At 29.0% G+C, this 19007-nt stretch carries 17 protein-coding genes and 1 tRNA gene; 16 read left to right on the top strand and 2 right to left on the bottom strand.

Annotated elements, in window-relative coordinates; all coding sequences use genetic code 11:
- The first annotated feature begins 56 nt into the window (after positions 1 to 56).
- The 3 genes from KXZ80_RS03020 to KXZ80_RS03030 all read left to right on the top strand — a co-directional run bounded on the left by KXZ80_RS03020 (position 57) and on the right by KXZ80_RS03030 (position 4781).
- Positions 57 to 779 (top strand): hypothetical protein, encoded by a 723-nt coding sequence (locus KXZ80_RS03020; RefSeq protein WP_021432024.1) that lies wholly within the window; start codon positions 57 to 59, stop codon positions 777 to 779.
- A 138-nt stretch (positions 780 to 917) separates the two neighbouring features.
- The gene (gene nifJ / locus KXZ80_RS03025) at positions 918 to 4448 is read left to right on the top strand and encodes a pyruvate:ferredoxin (flavodoxin) oxidoreductase (protein WP_021432025.1); all 3531 of its coding nucleotides are present in this window, start codon (positions 918 to 920) and stop codon (positions 4446 to 4448) included.
- A gap of 111 nt (positions 4449 to 4559) precedes the next feature.
- Positions 4560 to 4781 (top strand): small, acid-soluble spore protein, alpha/beta type, encoded by a 222-nt coding sequence (locus KXZ80_RS03030; RefSeq protein WP_021432026.1) that lies wholly within the window; start codon positions 4560 to 4562, stop codon positions 4779 to 4781.
- Between the two features lie 189 nt (positions 4782 to 4970).
- Here the strand turns inward: KXZ80_RS03030 and KXZ80_RS03035 are convergent.
- Positions 4971 to 5057: transfer RNA gene (locus tag KXZ80_RS03035), tRNA-Leu, on the bottom strand.
- A gap of 138 nt (positions 5058 to 5195) precedes the next feature.
- Between KXZ80_RS03035 and polA the strand changes: the two genes are divergently transcribed.
- Genes polA through KXZ80_RS03060 form a run of 5 tightly spaced genes read left to right on the top strand, consistent with a single transcriptional unit; the run spans position 5196 to position 10975 of the window.
- On the top strand, positions 5196 to 7820 hold the full coding sequence (polA, locus tag KXZ80_RS03040; protein WP_021432027.1) for a DNA polymerase I: 2625 nt from the start codon (positions 5196 to 5198) through the stop codon (positions 7818 to 7820).
- Between the two features lie 8 nt (positions 7821 to 7828).
- Entirely contained in the window at positions 7829 to 8431 is a 603-nt protein-coding gene (coaE, locus tag KXZ80_RS03045; protein WP_021432028.1) for a dephospho-CoA kinase, read from the top strand.
- Entirely contained in the window at positions 8424 to 8993 is a 570-nt protein-coding gene (locus KXZ80_RS03050) for a lytic transglycosylase domain-containing protein (RefSeq protein WP_021432029.1), read from the top strand. Before coaE ends, KXZ80_RS03050 begins: the two co-directional genes overlap by 8 nt.
- The gene (locus tag KXZ80_RS03055) at positions 8980 to 10710 is read left to right on the top strand and encodes an ABC transporter substrate-binding protein (RefSeq protein WP_021432030.1); all 1731 of its coding nucleotides are present in this window, start codon (positions 8980 to 8982) and stop codon (positions 10708 to 10710) included. Before KXZ80_RS03050 ends, KXZ80_RS03055 begins: the two co-directional genes overlap by 14 nt.
- A gap of 52 nt (positions 10711 to 10762) precedes the next feature.
- On the top strand, positions 10763 to 10975 hold the full coding sequence (locus KXZ80_RS03060; RefSeq protein WP_021432031.1) for a heavy-metal-associated domain-containing protein: 213 nt from the start codon (positions 10763 to 10765) through the stop codon (positions 10973 to 10975).
- 55 nt (positions 10976 to 11030) lie between these two features.
- Here KXZ80_RS03060 and rocF read toward each other — a convergent pair whose 3' ends face one another.
- A complete protein-coding gene (gene rocF / locus KXZ80_RS03065) occupies positions 11031 to 11933 on the bottom strand; it encodes an arginase (RefSeq protein ID WP_021432032.1) in 903 nt (300 codons plus the stop codon).
- A 364-nt stretch (positions 11934 to 12297) separates the two neighbouring features.
- Here rocF and KXZ80_RS03070 point away from each other — a divergent pair, with 364 nt between their 5' ends.
- The 8 genes from KXZ80_RS03070 to rsxA all read left to right on the top strand — a co-directional run bounded on the left by KXZ80_RS03070 (position 12298) and on the right by rsxA (position 18996).
- Positions 12298 to 12906, top strand: coding sequence for a hypothetical protein (locus tag KXZ80_RS03070; RefSeq protein WP_021428593.1), 609 nt, complete (start codon positions 12298 to 12300; stop codon positions 12904 to 12906).
- Between the two features lie 69 nt (positions 12907 to 12975).
- Positions 12976 to 13728: an endonuclease/exonuclease/phosphatase family protein gene (locus KXZ80_RS03075; protein ID WP_021432033.1), complete on the top strand. Its 753-nt coding sequence runs from the start codon at positions 12976 to 12978 to the stop codon at positions 13726 to 13728.
- A gap of 62 nt (positions 13729 to 13790) precedes the next feature.
- A complete protein-coding gene (locus KXZ80_RS03080; protein ID WP_021432034.1) occupies positions 13791 to 14735 on the top strand; it encodes an SPOR domain-containing protein in 945 nt (314 codons plus the stop codon).
- Positions 14736 to 14900: 165 nt separating this feature from the next.
- Positions 14901 to 16235: an electron transport complex subunit RsxC gene (rsxC, locus tag KXZ80_RS03085; protein ID WP_021432035.1), complete on the top strand. Its 1335-nt coding sequence runs from the start codon at positions 14901 to 14903 to the stop codon at positions 16233 to 16235.
- Between the two features lie 18 nt (positions 16236 to 16253).
- Complete coding sequence (locus tag KXZ80_RS03090) at positions 16254 to 17234, top strand: RnfABCDGE type electron transport complex subunit D (RefSeq protein WP_021432036.1); 981 nt, start codon at positions 16254 to 16256, stop codon at positions 17232 to 17234.
- Entirely contained in the window at positions 17234 to 17809 is a 576-nt protein-coding gene (locus KXZ80_RS03095) for an RnfABCDGE type electron transport complex subunit G (RefSeq protein ID WP_021432037.1), read from the top strand. Before KXZ80_RS03090 ends, KXZ80_RS03095 begins: the two co-directional genes overlap by 1 nt.
- A 3-nt stretch (positions 17810 to 17812) precedes the next feature.
- On the top strand, positions 17813 to 18409 hold the full coding sequence (gene rsxE, locus KXZ80_RS03100; protein WP_021432038.1) for an electron transport complex subunit RsxE: 597 nt from the start codon (positions 17813 to 17815) through the stop codon (positions 18407 to 18409).
- 11 nt (positions 18410 to 18420) lie between these two features.
- The gene (gene rsxA, locus KXZ80_RS03105; RefSeq protein ID WP_021428592.1) at positions 18421 to 18996 is read left to right on the top strand and encodes an electron transport complex subunit RsxA; all 576 of its coding nucleotides are present in this window, start codon (positions 18421 to 18423) and stop codon (positions 18994 to 18996) included.
- The last annotated feature ends 11 nt before the right edge of the window (positions 18997 to 19007 follow it).

Genomic DNA, 19007 nt, shown 5'->3' on the forward strand with positions numbered 1-19007 from the left:
TTAATGTAAATAAATAATATATAATTAGATATAAGTAAATTTAGGAGGATTAGTGTATGAAAAAAAGTTTGCTAATTAGCATCATGCTAATAGTCATACTAATGTTCTCAGGATGCAGTATGAAAAGTGGAAAAAAAGTAGACAAAGCTACGCAACAAAAAAATATAACTAAAATTCAAAATGATGTTAGTGAAGTTATGGGGAAAAATTATGAATATGTTATGGATACTATGGGAGATCCATATATGACGACATATTATATAAATACAGAAAAATATGGGGAGTTTGAACATTTAGATAAAGAAGGAATTTTAAAAAATCTAAATATTGAAATGGTATATCCAAAAGAAGGGTATGAAAGTAGTGCTTTATATGTAGATATAAGCAAAGACAAGGTTGTTGATGTAGAAAGCGATGAATTTGTTGGGTTCTCTTCTGGATTTGAAGATTTACCTCAAAAGGCAAGGTCGGCTAACGTAATAGTTGATTTTTATAATGACCAATCATTTATTGATTCTAGTAAAGTTGATTTAAAATCAATAAAGTCTTATATAGGTAAAAATATTGAAGAGTTAGTTAGAGATACTAGCTTAGATATGCCAAATGCGGTTGCATATAGTAAAAACAAAGAAAAAATTATAAATTATTATATTTTACAAAGTAAAAATAATAATACAGTTTTCGTTGTATCAGTAACTGAAGATAAGGGAAAAATTTTAGATATAACACAAGTTTCAGATGCTTCATTGATAAAAGAATTAATAAATATGTCAAATTAAAAAATACTCTCTATATTTTAAATATAGAGAGTATTTTGTTTGCTTACTTATAGTATATATAACAAAATAATGTAAATAATAAATTAGTGAGTATAAAACTAAATTACATAATGTAAGTATATATAGGAGGCTTAATTTATGAGTAAACAAATAATTACTATAGATGGAAATACTGCAGCGGCACATGTTGCGTACGCATTTACAGATGTTGCAGCTATATTCCCTATAACTCCATCATCAACAATGGCTGAGGTTGTAGATGAGTGGGCTGCACAAGGAAGAAAAAATATATTTGGACAAAAAGTTAGTGTTGTAGAGATGCAGTCAGAAGCAGGAGCAGCAGGAGCATTTCATGGATCATTACAGTCTGGAGCGCTAACAACAACATTTACAGCATCTCAAGGATTACTACTTATGATTCCTAACATGTATAAGGTATCAGGAGAATTGCTTCCTGGAGTATTTCATGTAAGTGCGAGAGCTATTGCATCTCAGGCTTTATCTATATTTGGAGACCATCAAGATGTTATGGCAGCAAGACAAACTGGATGTATATTATTAGCATCAAGTTCTGTTCAAGAAGTTGCAGACATAGCTCCAGTTGCTCATTTAGCTGCTATAAAAGGAAGACTTCCGGTTATACATTTCTTTGATGGATTTAGAACATCACATGAAATACAAAAAATAGAAGTTTTAGATTATGAGGACTATGCAAAACTAATAGATCAAAAAGCACTACAAGAATTTAGAGAAAGAGCATTATCTCCAAATCATCCAGTGACAAGAGGGACGGCTCAAAATCCAGATATATATTTCCAAACTAGAGAAGCTTCTAACAAATATTATGAAAATATCATACCTATAGTTGAAGAGTATATGAACGAAATGAATAAACTTACTGGAAGAAACCATGGTTTATTTGATTACTTTGGCCCAGAAGATGCAAAACACATAATAGTTGCAATGGGTTCAGTGACTGAAACTATAGAAGAAACTATAACTTATTTAAATGGACAAGGTGAAAAATATGGATTAGTAAAAGTTCATTTATATAGACCGTTTTCTATAAAACACTTTATGGATGTAATACCATCAAGTGTAGAAAGAATTTGTGTTTTAGATAGAACTAAAGAACCAGGATCTATAGGAGAACCATTATACTTAGATGTAAAATCAGCATTTTATGAAAATGAAAAAACACCTATGATAATAGGCGGGATATATGGACTTGGATCTAAGGATACAACTCCAGCAGATATAAAATCTGTATATGACAATTTAAAATCTAGTAACCCTAAAAATCAATTTACAGTAGGTATAGTAGATGATGTAACTAATAAATCTATAGATGTAGATAGAAACTTTAAAATAAGACAAGAAGGAACTATAAGATGTAAGTTCTGGGGATTAGGATCAGATGGTACAGTTGGAGCTAACAAACAAGCTATAAAGATAATAGGTAATAATACTGACATGTTTGCTCAAGCATATTTTGCATATGATTCTAAAAAATCTGGTGGTATAACAATGTCTCACTTAAGATTTGGTAAAACTCCTATAAAATCTACTTATCTTATAGATGAAGCTGATTATATTGCTTGTCATAACCAATCTTATGTAACAGAATATGATTTATTAAAAGGACTTAAAAAAGGTGGAGTATTTGTACTTAACTGTATATGGGGTAAAGAAGAATTAGAAAATCATTTACCAGCTAGAATCAAAAATTATATAGCTGAAAATGATATAGAATTCTATACTGTTAATGCAACAAAAATTGCGCAAGAAATAGGTCTTGGAAATAGAATAAACATGATAATGCAATCTGCATTTTTCAAATTAGCAAAAATAATACCAGAACAAGATGCTATAAATCATTTAAAAGATTCTATTAAAAAAGCATATGGTAAAAAAGGTGAAAAAATAGTAAATATGAACTATGAAGCAGTTGAAAAAGGTATGAGTTCAATAGTGAAAATAGATATACCACAAGATTGGAAAACTGCTAAAGATAGTGTTGAAGATAGAAATGAGCCAGAATTTATAACAAACATATTAAGACCAATGAATGCACAAGAAGGTGATAATTTACCAGTAAGTGCATTTACCGGAATAGAAGATGGAACATTCCCTAATGGTACAGCGGCATATGAAAAACGTGGAGTAGGAATAAATGTACCTGAATGGATATTAGAAAATTGTATTCAATGTAATCAATGTGCTTATGTTTGTCCACATGCAACTATAAGACCATTTTTATTAAATGAAGAAGAAAGTAACAAAGCACCTAATAGTTTTGGAACGAAAAAAGCTATAGGTAAAGGATTTGAAGGATTACAATATAGAATGCAAGTCGATACTATGGATTGTACTGGATGTGGAAACTGTGCAGATATATGTCCGGCTAAAGAAAAAGCATTAGTTATGAAACCTCTTGAATCTCAAACTGAATCAGAAATACCAAATTGGGATTTTGCAGTATCACAAGTTTCTGATAAAGGGGATATAATGAGCCCAAATAGCGTTAAGGGAAGTCAATTTAGACAACCACTTATAGAATTCTCTGGAGCATGTGCAGGTTGTGGAGAAACTCCATATATCAAGTTAGTAACTCAACTATTTGGAGATAGAATGATGATAGCAAATGCAACAGGATGTTCATCTATTTGGGGAGGATCAGCTCCATCTACTCCATATACTATAAACCATGAAGGTAAAGGTCCTGCTTGGGCAAACTCTTTATTTGAAGACAATGCTGAATTTGGATATGGGATGTATTTAGGAGTTAAACAAATAAGAAATAGAATAGAAAATTTAATCACAGAACTAGTTGGAATGAATATTGATGAAGAAAGTAAAAAAGCATTTAACTATTGGTTAGAAAGTAAAAATGATGGATTAGAATCAGCTTGTGCATCAGAAGGCGTAAAAAAAGCTATAAACAATACTAAAGGATCAGATGAAAAAGTTTCTTCCTTAATAAATCAAATAAAAGAATTAGAAGACTACCTTGTAAAAAGATCTCAATGGATACTTGGAGGAGATGGATGGGCATATGATATCGGATATGGTGGATTAGATCATGTTCTAGCATCAGGTGAAGATGTTAATGTTTTAGTATTTGATACAGAAATTTATTCAAATACTGGAGGACAAGCTTCAAAATCAACTCCAGTTGCAGCAATGGCTAAATTTGCAGCAGCAGGTAAGAGAACAAAGAAAAAAGATTTAGGTAGAATGGCAATGACATATGGTAATGTTTATGTAGCACAAGTTTCATTAGGTGCAGATAAAAATCAATTAGTAAAAGCTATAATAGAAGCTGAAAATTATAACGGACCATCACTTATAATCTGCTATGCACCATGTATATCTCATGGATTAAAAGAAGGTATGGGTAGAACTATTGCAAATGAAGAACAAGCTGTTAAATGTGGATATTGGCATTTATATAGATTTAATCCACAATTAAAGGATGAAGGTAAAAATCCGTTTACATTAGATTCTAAAGAACCAACAGAAAGCTTTAGAGATTTCTTAATGGGACAAGTTAGATATTCAGCTATAGCTAAACAATTCCCAGATATAGCTCAAGAGTTGTTTGATATGACAGAAGAAAATGCAAAAGAAAGATATGAAATATATAAGTTATTATCACAACAAATGTAATTAAAAAAGAGAGAATTTTATTCTCTCTTTTTTCTAATTGAGTTTTTATAGAATAATAATATATTGATTTGCAAATTATATACTAGAAGACACTTTAAGGAGGACATAAAAATGGCGAATAAACCATTAGTGAGTAATGCAAAGCAAGCTTTAAATGAAATGAAATTAGAAATAGCCAATGAATTAGGTCCCTTGAATCTTAATTTAGAACAAAGTAATATTTCATTTAATAAAAATGAAGATATACCTGGAAGTTTAGGAGCAGTTATGTCTAAAAAATTAGTTCAAATGGGAGAAGAAATTCTATTAAGAGAATACAATAATAAAAAATAATATTAAATTTAATTTCTAGAATTTATTTAAGGTTATTTTAAGCTTTATGATTTATAATAATTTTATAATAAAATAAAAAACTATCAAAATACTTTCCCTTAAAAATCACTTACATTATGTAAGTGATTTTTTTATTTGAAAAAATAAAAGAGCTTCAACAAAATAGTTGAAGCCCTTCTAAAAACTTATTGGTGCCGGTTGTGGGACTTGAACCCACACGGTATCACTACCAACGGATTTTGAGTCCGCCCCGTCTGCCGATTCCAGCAAACCGGCTCGTTACAATTCTATTATAACAGTAATAAAAACGTTTTGCAATATATTTAGCCTTAATATACATTCAATAATATGGTAATATTAAATATAATACGAATTGGTAATAATAGAGAGGATAAATAATTAGGAGTGATAAATTTGGAAAAAACGTTAATTATAATAGATGGAAATTCAATTGTTAATAGGGCATTTTATGCATTGCCTGATTTAACTAATAAAAAAGGGCTACATACAAATGCAATATTTGGTTTCACAAATATGCTATTTAAGTTGATAGATACATATAAACCTACACATATTAGTGTTGCATTTGATAAAAAAGCTCCGACTTTTAGACATTTAGAGTATAAGGAATATAAAGCTGGAAGAAAAAAAATGCCAGATGAATTAAAACAACAGTTAGAACCGTTAAAAAATTTATTAGATGCATTTAATATAAATCGTTTAGAAATTGAAGGATATGAAGCTGATGACATAATAGGTACTGTATCTTTAAAAGCAGAGCAAGATGGATATAAAGTTTATATAGTAACAGGAGACAAAGATGCAATTCAATTAGCTTCAAAGACTACAACTACGCTTATAACTAAAAAAGGAGTAGGAGAAGTTGAAGAATATGATTTCAATGGAGTTGAGGAAAAGTATGGAATGACACCTACTCAATTTATAGATTTAAAAGGGCTTATGGGAGATAAGTCAGATAACATACCTGGAGTACCTGGAATTGGAGAGGTTACAGGTATTAAACTTATAAAAGAATTCGGAAGTATTGAAAATATAATAGAAAATATTGATTCAGTAAAAGGAAGTCCTAGGAAAAAAATCGAAGAAAATAAAGAGCTTGCTATAATGAGTAAAAGGTTAGCTACAATAATTAGAGATGTTCCAATTGATTTTGATTTAGAAAAATTAGAATTTGGAAATTATGATAAGTCAAAACTAATAGAGGTATTTAATGAACTTGATTTCAACAGCTTAATAGCTAGGTTGGATTCAAACGCAGAAGAATTAAAAGTAATAGTAAATAAACTTGAAGACGTTAAAGAATTTATAAACAAAGCAAAAAATAGTAAAAAGCTAATATTAAAAACTATTTCTAAAAGCGGAAATATTCTAGAAAAAAACATAATGCAAATTTATTTAAGTGTTGATGGAGAAGAATTATTTTGGGTTGATGAAAGTCAAATAGATGAAATAAAGGAACTATTAGTAGATGAAGATTTAAGAGTTTATGGATATAACTTAAAAGAAGATTATATAGCTCTAAGACCTTATGGAATATCTTTAAGTAATATTTACTTTGATATAGCTATAGCAGAGTATTTAATAGACTCTAGCAGCTCTAACTATACATATGATTCAATTGCGATGAACTATTTTGGACAAAAAATAAAATCATCTGAAGAATTGTTAGGGAAAGGCGTTAAAGCAAAACAATATGAAGATCTAGAAAAAGAAGAACTAGACAATACAATTGGAAGCATAGTTCAATTAGTTGAAAAAGTAACTCCTAAAATGGAAGAAAAATTAGTTGATATGGATATGGACGGTCTGTTTTACCATGTAGAAATGCCTTTAGTAGAAGTGCTAGGATATATGGAGTATGAAGGTGTTATGGTAGATAAAGATAAATTAATAGAATTAGGTGAAGAATTTAAAATATCTATAGATAAACTAGAAAAAGACATATACAATCTTGCAGGAGAAGAATTTAACATTAATTCTCCAAAACAGTTAGGTGTTATTTTATTTGAAAAATTAGAACTTCCAGTAATTAAAAAGACTAAAACAGGATATTCAACTAATGCTGAAGTATTAGAACACTTAAGTGATAAGCATGAAATTATAGACAAGATAACTGAATATAGACAAATTGTAAAGTTAAAATCTACTTATGTAGACGGGCTTATAAATATAATAAATCCTATAAGTCACAGAATCCATTCATCATTTAATCAAACAATAACAACAACTGGAAGGATTTCATCTACAGATCCTAACTTACAAAACATACCTGTAAGGTTAGAATTAGGTAGAAATATAAGAAAAGTATTTATAGCAGATAAAGGCTTTAAATTAGTAGATGCAGACTACTCACAAATCGAATTAAGGGTTCTAGCACATATGAGTCAAGATGAGCATATGATAGATGCATTTAACCATAACGTAGATATTCATACTAAAACTGCATCACAAGTATTTGGTATTGATATAAATGATGTAACAAGTGAGCAAAGAAGTGCCGCAAAAGCAGTAAACTTTGGTATAGTATATGGTATAAGTGATTTTGGATTAGCTAAAAATTTACATATACCAGTTAAGGAAGCAAAAAACTATATTGATAGTTACTTAAATACTTATGAAGATATAAAATCATATATGGATAGTACAATTGAAGAAGCAAAAGAAGATGGATACGTAAAAACTATTTTAAATAGAAGAAGATATATACCGGAAATAAAATCTTCTAATACAATACTTAAAAATTTAGGAAAAAGATTGGCTATGAATGCGCCGATACAAGGAAGTGCCGCTGACATCATAAAAATAGCTATGGTTAATGTGCATAAAAAATTAGAAGAAAGAGATTTAAAATCCAAATTAGTGCTTCAAGTTCACGATGAACTTATAATTGAATGCATTGAAGATGAAGTAGAAGAAGTATCTAAGATTGTAAAAGATGAAATGGAACATGCTGTATCTATGGATGTTAATTTAGATGTAGATTTAAATACCGGATACTCTTGGTATGAAACAAAGTAGGTGATAAGATGTTGGTAATTGGACTAACAGGAAACATAGGCTGTGGAAAAAGCAGTTTGTCAAAAATTCTAGAAGAAAACTATTTTGATATAATTGATGCGGATTTAATATCTAGAGAAATTATGAATAACAGTGATTTGCTAAAAGAGATATTTGATACTTTTGGTGATAATATAAAAAGAAACGATGGAACTCTAGATAGAAAAAAACTTGGAGAAATAGTTTTTAATGATGATAAAAAGTTAATTGAATTAAATTCATTGACTCATCCAGCTATAAAAAAAGAGATAATAAAAAAAATAAATAATATAAAATTAAATAATAAAGATATTGCGATAATTGATGCGGCTTTACTGATAGAAGGAAACTTTTTAGATTTGGTAGATAAGTTAGTTGTTATTACATGTAATGAAAATATTCAACTAGAAAGAATAATTAACAGAGACAATATTACAAAGAATGAAGCTATGAGCCGTATAAATTCACAAATGAGTCAATCTGAAAAAATTAAATTTGGAGATTATATAATAGATAATTCAGGGGATAGAGAGAAGCTAATCTATGATGCAAGTAAACTAATAACACATATAAAGGAGAAATGGTGTGAATAAAAAAAGATATATAACTATATTTATAATCTTTATGTTGTTAGTTTTAGGAGTAATATCAATAAGACAAAAATTGGTGTTAAAATTATTACATCCGAGATTATACGAGGAATATGTAGAGACATATTCTAAAGAGTTTTCAATAGATGAAAATTTAGTATATAGTATAATGAAAGTAGAAAGCAAATTTAACAAAAACGCTATATCCAATAAAAAGGCCAAAGGATTGATGCAAATAAGTGATATAACTCAAAAATGGGCACAAGATGAGTTGAAATTAGGAAAAGTTGATATATTTGATCCTGAAACTAATATAAAAATAGGTTGTTGGTATTTGAGTAAGTTATATAAGGAATTTAACGATTTAGATTTAGTTATAGCTGCTTATAATGGAGGATCAGGGAATGTAAATAAATGGTTAAATGATGAAGCTTATAGTAAAGATGGTAATAAATTGCATAAAATACCATTTAATGAAACTAAAAATTACTTAGGCAAAGTTAAAGAGAACTATATTATTTACAAGTCATTGTATGGAGAGGAAGAAGCTAATGAAAAGAATTAAAGTAGTGACGGTTATTATGACTATTATGCTTGCTGTTTCTGGGTGTGGCAAAGGTGATAGTAACAAAGACAAAAATGAAAAGCAAAATGTAAGTGAAAATAATAATTTAGAATATATACATTTATCTATGGTAAATCCTGAAACAATAAATCCTATAAATAATAATAATCAATCTGTTGGATATATTTTGGATTTAGTTTATGATAGCTTATTTACAATAGATAGTAACTATAATGCCGTTCCACAATTAGTAGAGGAGTACTCTATGGCATCTGACGGTAGAAGTATAAATATAAAATTAAAAGATGTTAACTGGCATAATGGTAAGCCTGTTACATCTGATGATGTAGAGTTCACAATAGACTCAATAAAGAGGTCAGAAAATAGTTCGTATAAACCTTTAGTTGAAAATATATCATCAGTAACTTCTACAGATAATAAAAATTTAACTATACACTTTACTCAACCGTATGCATTTTCTATAGATAATTTAATATTTCCTATAGTTAGTAAATCAGAATTAAGTGGATTAAATGTAGCAGAGTCAAAAGATTATAAAAATAACATGGTTGGAAGTGGAGCATATAAAATATCTAAATTTAATAAAAAATCTAATATGGTATTAACACTTAATGAAGATTACTATGATAAAGAGAAAATAAAAGATGCAAAAAAAGAGATTAATGTAATGATTGTACCAGACGAGGCAGCTCAAGTTTCTATGACTTTAGCTTTATCAAGTGATATAACTAAGGTTGGAATTAGTGATTTAAGTGAATTCCAAGAAGATGAATTTAAAATTACTAATTATGAAGGAAGAGGATATGAATATATGATATTTAATTATAGTAATCCTATAATGAATGATATCAATTTTAGAAAAGCAATTTCATATGGTATAGATAAAAAGAAAATTCTATCGGAAGCTTATTTAGGGAATGTATCAGATGTTAATTTCCCATTACATTCTAAGTCTAAATATTATGATTCAAGTATAAAACCAATAGGATATAATGTTGAAAAAGCTAAAGAAAGCTTAGGCAAAATAGACATAGATAAAGTTAATTCTAATGCTGCAGGCAAAGATGATGCTTCTAAAAAAGAAGAAAATAATAAAAAAGAAGAAAATAATAAAAAAGAAGAAGCAGCTAAAAAGGAAGAAAATAGTAAGAAAGAAGAAACAAATAAAGAATCTAAAGAAGCTAAAAAAGCAAGAGAAGAAAAAGAAAAAAGTGAAAAATTAAAAGAAGCTATTAAGAATTTAAATTTAAAAATAGTTGTAAATAAAGAAAATAGTGAAAGAGTTAAAGCTGCCCACTTAATAAGAGAAAATCTAAATGAGATGGGAATAAAATCTACTGTAGAAGAACTTGAAGGGGATGCGTTAGCTCAAGCATTAGATAAAAAGGAATATGATTTAGCGTTAGTTGGATGGGAATTATCATCAGTGCCAGACGCTACAGATATAATAAACTACAGTGGATACACTAATGAAAAATTAACAAATTATCTAAATTCATTAAAAAGTTCTAAGAGTGTAGATGATACGAAGAGTATATATAAATCTATTCAAAAATACGTTAATGACAATGTAGCATTTGTAAGTTTAGGTATAACTGATGATTATTTAGTAACAAATAAAAGAATAACAGGAAATTTAAAACCTAATGACTTTGATATATATGAAGGTATATACAACCTAGGTTTTAAAGAATAATATATATGGGTATATAAGAATTAAGATTTTAAAATTACAGAGGTGATAACATATGAGAAAAAAATTATTAGTAGATGGAATGAGTTGTATGAATTGTGTGAGACATCTTAAAGAAGCTCTACAAGAAGATATAAAAGGTGTAGAAGTAATAGATATAAGCTTAGAAAATAAATGTGCTGTAGTTGAAGTAAATGATAATGTATCTGATGAGATGATAAAAGCAGTAATAGATGATTTAGGATATGAGTTAAAAGGAATAGAATAAATAAAAATACCAGTAGGAAACTACTGGTATTTTTTTATGCTTGAGAAAAATATATCTATTTTAAGTTTTTAAAAACTGTGTCTACTATATCGATGGCTATGTCAGCGGTAATATCATCTTTATCTAATGCTGGATTAAGTTCAACTAAATCCATTGACTTAACTAAACCTGATTCTAAAAGTTTAGCAAGAAGATACTTAGATTCATCAACGGTAAAACCATTCTCAACTCTAGTTCCAGTACCAGGTACATATTGAGAATCTATAAAATCTAAATCAAAACTAATATGTATTGCTTGTATGTTTTTACTATGTAAACTAGATAAAATACAACTTATTACAGAATCTACCCCTTTATTAGTTAGATCTTCAGGATAGTACATATTCATATTTGTATTTTGAATAAACTCTTTTTCTCCAGAATCTATATCTCTACCACCTATATGATAAACGTTATCTTCTGATATCTTAATATTTTCAGTATATAAGTTTTTTAATTCACTATGACCATATCCCATTAAAGAAGCCAATGGCATACCGTGTACATTTTTAGATTCGGATGTTTCAAATGTATTTATATCTCCATGAGCATCAAACCATACCACTGCAAATTTTTTATCGAAATACTCACTAACACCAGAAATACTTCCAAGAGCTATAGAGTGGTCACCACCAACTATAAGTGGAAAATATCCAGTTTTTAAAGATGTATTTACAGCATGTGCAAGATTGGTGTTTATATCTAATAATGGTTTAAAGTACTTCATATCAGAGTGAGAAGCAAATTTTTCACTTTCATCAACACTTTCAACATATAAATTACCAAGATCATAAACTTGGTGATTATACTTCTTTATTGTTTGTATGATTCCTTTTTCTCTTAATTTATCAGGACCTAATTGAGGTCCTAATTTATCACAACCATAAAATGTAGGTACTCCTATAATATTTATATTCATGACTAACCCTCCTGTATATCTAATCTCTACCCGTGTTATATTTTATCATAATGCTTTTGAGAAAACCTAAATTAATAAAAATTTAGGTTTATTTATTCTATCAAATTCAATTTCATTAGTCGTAAAAAAAAAGACTTCTATTGGGGGAAATAATAGAAGTCTAAATTGGGGAGATTGAGTATGTTTGATTTACATTAATATTATTTGACAAATAAGAAAAATATATACATAAATATTAAAATAAAAATTATATTAATAGATATATAATATGAGATTAATACATATATAAAACTATATAATACTTATAAAAAGAAACTTTTATTGATTGATTGAATATAATGTAAGTATCAAAGGGGGGGATATCATGGAGCCTATAGAACATAATGAGGACCTAAAAAAAATTATACTTGATATGACCCAAAAAGAATTTCAAGGCTCAACTTCTAATAAAGGGGCTTTGAGGTATATTGAAGGTAAGATAAATTCGGTTATAGATGAAAGTATAAGTGAGTTTCATGATGAAGATTTAAATGTACAAACATATATAAAAACTTTAAAAAGAGGAGCATATCAACAAAATATAAGTGAGATTGCAAAAATAATTAAAGGCGAAGAAATTTTCAAATCAAAAGCAGAGTTAATAAAATTTGCTAGATATTTAGGAATGAATGTAAATGCGAAGCAATCATATAAGATACTATTAAAAAAAGTATCGACTAATATATATGAAAATAAAGATTATTACAATAAAAAATATATATACTATACAAAGAAAAACAGCACTTATATATTAGAGCCAGAAAAAATTAAAAATTATCTAATTGAAAATTATAAGTCAAGGGCAAGAAATGATATGAAGTCTATTGCAAAAATCCTAAATATAGATACTAAAGAAGAAGAAGGTGCAGAAGATATAAGAAAAAAAGTTATAAACTGCATAATAAAGGATAAACTAAGTAAAATTAAAAACTAAGGCGCTATATATTAGCGTCTTAAGTTTTTTAACAACTAGAATCAATTAGATTTAGGGGATGATTACAAAATGATAAAAAAGCTATGGGCTATAATCTTTATAATTATAATAGTTATTGGAAGTTGCTTTTTAGAAGTGAATAAATTTACACCAAAAAAGGAAGTGAAAATAGTTAGTTATAATATACATAGTGGTTTAAATAAAGATATGTTTCCCAGTTTATTTGATATAATTGATTTTTTAAGAATAGAAAATGCAGATATTATATGTTTACAAGAAGTAAATGAATCAGCAAAAGCAGGATTTCAAGTAAGTAGTTTAAAAGAAGATTTGGATATGTATTCTCATTTTGGAGCAAATGTAGTTAAATTAGGGGCAAATTATGGACTTGCAACATACTCTAAATACAAAATAATAAGCCAAAATCATATATATTTAAGCAGCAAAACGGAGCAAAGGGGAATGCTACACACCGTGGTTAAATTAGGATTTGGAAGAAAATTAAATATCATAAATTTACACTTAGGGCTAAATGATACAGAGAGAGAGAAACAACTAAAAGAAGTAGAATCTTTTGTTAAAAACTTAGAGGATCCATACATAGTTGTGGGAGATTTTAATGATGGCAATATGGATATAAATGAAGACATTTTTAAAGATGCAGCAACAAAAGTGAATAAAGATAACACATTAACATTTTCAACTGCATTAGATAGAATTGACTATATTTTAGTTTCACCAGATATTGAAGTTATAGATTACGATGTATTAATGAAAAACATGTCAGATCATTATCCTATAGTATCAAAGTTTAAAATTTAGGAATAAATCATTTTTTTGTTGAATATATATTAGTAAATATATTTAAACGGGGGGACAAACTAATGAATAAGAGAAGAAATATCTATAGAGGTATGAATAGAAGAAGAAACCATATATCAAAAGGTATAACTGTAGGACTAGTTGTAGTTGTATTAGCAGGAGGAGCATTTTTTATAAAAAAATCTGATTTTAGTTTTACAGAAAAGATAAGCAGTTTAAATATTTTCAATAAAAAAGAGTTAGGATTTAAAGAATTTTCATATAAAGACTTATTAGGAAAAGGCGATGATTCTAAAAAAGAAGCAAAAACAGAAGATAAAAGTAAAGATAAAGAAGTGAAAAAAGAACAAGAAGTATCAAATGTTAGTAATGAAAATGCAAAAGTAGCAACTGTTAAAGATTGGGGAATATATTCAATTCAAATAGCTGCAATAGATAATGAAGAAGAGTTAAAGCAAATACAAAATAAATTAAGTGAATTAAAAGTACCATTTTCTACTGTTGAAGTAGACAAAGTTCAAAAGGTTCAAACATATCCTTCATTTAAAGAAGAAGAAAGCAGAAAGAATTTAGAGACATTAAAAAAAGATTTTCCAGATGCTTTTGTAACTAAATTAGAAATACCTATGCTTAGCTTGCAGTATACAGAAAAGTATTCTTATGTAGAAAGTATCTGTGGGGAGTTAAATAATTTAATAACTAACTTTGAAGAAGAATCTAAAGTATGGGATAAAAATGAAAGTAATATAGATAAAGAAAACTATAAAAATATAATTAATAACAGGATATCTATTTTAGATAAAATAGAAAAAAATGCAAAAGATATTGATTATGATGGAATGAAAGGATTTAAGGAGAACCTACTAAAGTATACAGAGTCTGTAAAAGATAAATCGAAAAATAGCATGGAAATGGTAGAAAAAGACCAATTTAATATAAGTGAAAGTTTACTAATGTCATCTATGCAAGGATATTATAGCTTTATAAATTCTATTAAATCTATTTAAAAGTTGTTTAAAAAACAACTTTTTTTATTTTGAAAAGATTCTAGAAAAAAGTAATTTTTTAGATTAAAAGTAAGATAATATTTTAACGATTGTTAAAATATTACTATGGATATAGTATACTTATAATAGAAAAAAGTTTAAATTAAGCCATAAGGGGGTAGAACTATGAAGCTCTTAACTTTCAAAGGAGGGATACATCCTCCATACAGAAAAGAGTATACCAACAACAAACCGCTAGAAAAAGCTAAAGATCCTAAAGTTGTATACATTTCAATGCAACAACATATAGGAGCACCAGCAAAACCTATAGTAAAATTAGGTGATGTGGTTTGTGTAGGTCAAAAGATTGGTGAAATGCAAGGTTTTGTATCTGCAAACATTCATTCATCAGTGTCAGGAACAGTAATAGGAATAAAAGATATTGACGTTCCTGGGGGAGTAAGCACATGTGTAATAATAGAAAGCGATTTCAAAAATACTGTGCACGAAAGCGTGAAGCCTAAAGGGAGTTTAGAAAGTTTAACAAAAGAAGAAATAATAGAAAGTATCAAAGAAGCAGGCATTGTTGGAATGGGAGGAGCTACATTCCCAACACATGTGAAAATTTCTCCACCTCCAGATAAAAAGATAGATTTTGTCATATTAAATGGAGCAGAATGCGAGCCATATTTAACGGCAGATCACAGATTAATGATTGAAAATCCAGAAGATGTTGTATTTGGATTACAAGTTCTTATGAAGGCATTAAACGTAGATAAGGGTTACATAGGAATAGAAGTAAATAAGCCAGATGCAATAGAGTCTATTACAAAAGTGGCAAGCCAAATAAATAATATAGAAGTTGTAGGTCTTGAGATTAAATACCCTCAAGGGGCAGAAAAACAACTTATATATGCTTGCACAAATAGAGAAGTACCATCAGGTGGACTTCCAATGGATGCAGGAGCTGTTGTAAACAATGTAGGTACAGCTGCACAAATAGCAAAAACTATAAAAACAGGTATGCCTCTTGTAGAAAGGATAACAACTATAACTGGAAATTGTATACAAGAACCAAAAAATCTTGTAACTAAAGTAGGTACACTTTTCTCTGAAATTATAGAAGAGTGTGGAGGACTTAAAACTGATAAAAAAGTTGGAAAAATAATAATGGGTGGACCTATGATGGGGATAGCTCAATACACTACAAACATACCTACTAATAAGGGTACATCAGGAATATTATGTTTAGATGAAGCTGAAGCGACTATTCCTAAACCTAATAACTGTTTAAGATGTGGTAAGTGTCTAGATGTCTGTCCAGCATTTTTACAACCGTTATACATAAGTGCGTATAGCTTAAAAGGAGATTTTGAATCATCTGAAAAATTTAGAGCGCTAGATTGTATAGAGTGTGGATCATGTTCATTTATATGTCCAGCAAGAAGACCTCTACTTCAATCAATTAGAGTAGCTAAAAAAGAAATAATTGCATTAAAAAGAAAGCAATCAAATAAGTAAAAGTTAGGGGGAAATATGATGGATAATAAACTAATAGTGTCATCTTCTCCACATGTGAGAAGTAATGAAGATACATCATATATAATGAAACAAGTTATAATAGCTCTTTTACCTGCAGCGTTAGCTGGGATATATTTCTTTAGATTGAGTGCTATTAACGTAATGTTTTGGTGTATATTAGGAGCTGTAGGCTTTGAATGGATATGCCAAAAAATAAGTAAAAAAGAATCTACTATTGGCGACTACTCAGCAGTCGTAACAGGATTATTATTGGCATTCAATGTTCCTGCATCTCTTCCATGGTGGATGTGTTTAGCAGGTTCTGCATTTGCAATAATAATTGTAAAAATGGTATTTGGTGGAATAGGAAATAACTTTATAAACCCTGCGTTAGGGGCAAGAGCATTCTTACTAGCATCATTTCCAGTAGCTATGACTACATGGACAAAAACTGGAGTAAACTGGGTTAGCTCAGGAAATTTAGACGCAGTTACAACAGCAACACCATTAGCTGCATTAAAAGCAGGAGCTGATGGTATAAATGTTTTAAACAATGGTGGAGTAAGCCTTTTTGATATGTTTGTGGGTAATATAGGTGGATGTATAGGTGAAACATCTGCGGTATTACTAATACTAGGGGGATTATACTTAATGTACAAAGGTATAATCAATTATGTAATCCCTGTATTTTATATAGCTACAGTAGCAATATTAATGTTTATATTAGGTGGATTTAATTTTGAGTTTGTAATGTATCAAATGGTAGCTGGAGGACTTATGTTAGGGGCATTCTTTATGCTTACAGACTATACAACTTCTCCTATGACTAAAAAAGGTCAAATTATATACGCAATAGTAGCAGGGGTTATAACTACAGTAATAAGACTTTATGGAGGTTATCCAGAAGGAGTATCTTACTCTATACTATTTGTAAACGTAATGACTCCTCTTATTGATAAATACACTAGACCAAGAGTATTTGGGGAGGTGGCTAAATAATGAAGGATATATTTAGATTAGGGGCTATATTATTTGTAATATGTGCGGTAGCATCACTTATGCTAAGCTTAACAAATAATATAACTGCACCAGTTATAGAACAAAGAAATATTCAAGCTAATAATGAATCTAGACAAGAAGTTCTTAAAGCTGCTGAAGAATTTAGTGAAGTAAAAGATGTAAAGGGTGATTTAATAGAAGAAGTTTACCAAGGTACAAAAGGTGGAGAAGTAGTTGGATATACTATAAAGACAACGCCTAAAGGTTATGGAGGTAAAGTTGAAGTTATGGTTGGAATTTCTAATGATGGTAAAATCTCAGGAGTAAAAATAGGTAACCATTCAGAAACACCAGGACTTGGATCAAAGTCAGCAGATCCTTCATTTAAAGATCAATATAATGGGAAAAGCACTAAAACTCCATTAAACATAGTAAAGGGAAATGCTAGCAATGAAAATGATATAGTGGCTATATCTGGAGCAACTATAACTTCTAAAGCTGTAACAGCTGGTGTAAATGCAGCTATGGATGTATATGAACAAAAACTTATATCAATTAATGGAACGGGGGAATAAAACATGGGTTTAGGAAAAATAATTAAAAATGGATTAATAGATGAAAACCCAACGCTTGTTCAAGTAATAGGTATGTGTCCTACATTAGCAGTTACAACTTCAGCTATAAATGGATTAGGAATGGGTCTTTCTACTACAGCAGTGCTAATTTGTTCAAACGTGGCTATATCGATGATGAGAAAAGTTGTGCCATCTAAGATAAGAATACCAGCTTTCGTAGTAGTAATCGCAACATTTGTTACTATGGTTGGAATGTTGCTTAAAGCATATATTCCAGCACTTGATAAAGCACTAGGATTATTTATACCATTAATAGTTGTTAACTGTATAATATTAGCTCGTGCAGAAAGTTTTGCATCTAAAAATAAACCAGTTGAGTCAGCAGCTGACGGATTAGGTATGGGTCTTGGATTTGCGTTATCATTAACAGTATTAGGAGCAATAAGAGAAATACTTGGAAATGGTAGTTTATTTGGATTTGCACTATTTGGAGCGTCTTTCCAACCAGCTTTATTATTTATATTACCGCCAGGAGCTTTCCTAACATTAGGATTTTTACTTGCAGGGTTTAATAAATTAAAAGATAAGAAAGCTAATTAGGAGGGATATATATGAATTTAATACTTTTATTTTTAAGTGTTGTACTAGTTAACAATGTTATAACATCTCAGTTTTTAGGTATTTGTCCATTCTTGGGAGTTTCCAAAAAAGTAGATACAGCAGTAGGAATGGGTGTTGCAGTTACATTTGTTTTAACTCTAGCATCTTTTATAACATATTTCGTGCAAAAAATATTAGAAATAACTAATAATCAATTTTTACAAACAATAGCGTTTATATTAGTAATAGCATCTATAGTTCAGTTTGTTGAAATGGTAATACAAAAAATGAGTCCATCTTTATACCAAGCACTAGGAGTATTTTTACCCCTTATAACTACAAACTGTGCAGTTTTAGGTATAGCTTTAGTTAATGTTCAGAATGGATATAACTTAGTTGAAACTATGGTAAATGGATTTGGAGCAGGTGTAGGATTTACTTTAGCTATAGTTTTATTTGCAGGGATAAGAGAAAGATTAGAATTAGCAGATATTCCTGAAAGCTTTAAAGGATTTCCGATAACACTAATATCAGCAAGTTTAATGTCTATAGCATTTTTAGGCTTTGCAGGGCTTATAAAGCTATAAGTTAGGGGTGA

It is taken from the genome of Paraclostridium bifermentans, assembly GCF_019916025.1.
Lineage (GTDB): Bacteria > Bacillota > Clostridia > Peptostreptococcales > Peptostreptococcaceae > Paraclostridium > Paraclostridium bifermentans.

Excerpts from the sequence above, each read along its gene's own strand:
- KXZ80_RS03020 (WP_021432024.1), top strand. The coding sequence starts at position 57 with ATGAAAAAAAGTTTGCTAATTAGCATCATGCTAATAGTCATACTAATG.
- nifJ (WP_021432025.1), top strand. The coding sequence starts at position 918 with ATGAGTAAACAAATAATTACTATAGATGGAAATACTGCAGCGGCACAT.
- KXZ80_RS03030 (WP_021432026.1), top strand. The coding sequence starts at position 4,560 with ATGGCGAATAAACCATTAGTGAGTAATGCAAAGCAAGCTTTAAATGAA.
- coaE (WP_021432028.1), top strand. The coding sequence starts at position 7,829 with ATGTTGGTAATTGGACTAACAGGAAACATAGGCTGTGGAAAAAGCAGT.
- KXZ80_RS03055 (WP_021432030.1), top strand. The coding sequence starts at position 8,980 with ATGAAAAGAATTAAAGTAGTGACGGTTATTATGACTATTATGCTTGCT.
- KXZ80_RS03060 (WP_021432031.1), top strand. The coding sequence starts at position 10,763 with ATGAGAAAAAAATTATTAGTAGATGGAATGAGTTGTATGAATTGTGTG.
- rocF (WP_021432032.1), bottom strand. The coding sequence starts at position 11,933 with ATGAATATAAATATTATAGGAGTACCTACATTTTATGGTTGTGATAAA.
- KXZ80_RS03070 (WP_021428593.1), top strand. The coding sequence starts at position 12,298 with ATGGAGCCTATAGAACATAATGAGGACCTAAAAAAAATTATACTTGAT.
- KXZ80_RS03075 (WP_021432033.1), top strand. The coding sequence starts at position 12,976 with ATGATAAAAAAGCTATGGGCTATAATCTTTATAATTATAATAGTTATT.
- KXZ80_RS03080 (WP_021432034.1), top strand. The coding sequence starts at position 13,791 with ATGAATAAGAGAAGAAATATCTATAGAGGTATGAATAGAAGAAGAAAC.
- rsxC (WP_021432035.1), top strand. The coding sequence starts at position 14,901 with ATGAAGCTCTTAACTTTCAAAGGAGGGATACATCCTCCATACAGAAAA.
- KXZ80_RS03090 (WP_021432036.1), top strand. The coding sequence starts at position 16,254 with ATGGATAATAAACTAATAGTGTCATCTTCTCCACATGTGAGAAGTAAT.
- KXZ80_RS03095 (WP_021432037.1), top strand. The coding sequence starts at position 17,234 with ATGAAGGATATATTTAGATTAGGGGCTATATTATTTGTAATATGTGCG.
- rsxE (WP_021432038.1), top strand. The coding sequence starts at position 17,813 with ATGGGTTTAGGAAAAATAATTAAAAATGGATTAATAGATGAAAACCCA.
- rsxA (WP_021428592.1), top strand. The coding sequence starts at position 18,421 with ATGAATTTAATACTTTTATTTTTAAGTGTTGTACTAGTTAACAATGTT.